The organism is Seonamhaeicola marinus (assembly GCF_008085455.1).
The window spans coordinates 1-317 of sequence record NZ_VSDQ01000003.1; the positions used below are offsets into that span (position 1 = coordinate 1).

Sequence of the window (317 nt, forward strand, 5' to 3'; positions counted from 1 at the left end):
GGCTTTGTGTTACATGAGTATACCAATTTAGAAATGACAGGAAGCCTTTATGAGCTAGATGATTTTGGTGAAGCCATGCATATAAAATGGAAAAATTTGGTGTTGCCAGCAGTGGTTTTAGGTATTAGGCCGTTAGCGGTAGTTATTCAGTTAATGCGTAATTCATTATTAGAAGTTTTTAATCAAGATTATATCAGAACCGCTAGAGCAAAAGGGCTTAGCGAGTTTCAAATTATAAAAAAACATGCTATAAAAAACGCAATGAATCCAGTGGTTACGGCCATTTCAGGTTGGTTTGCATCCATGTTAGCAGGCGC

1 protein-coding gene is annotated in these 317 nt (G+C 37.2%); it reads left to right on the forward strand.

The features are described from left to right. On the forward strand, positions 1 to 317 hold a 317-nt coding region (locus FUA24_RS00015; protein ID WP_148539555.1), incomplete at both ends, for an ABC transporter permease subunit.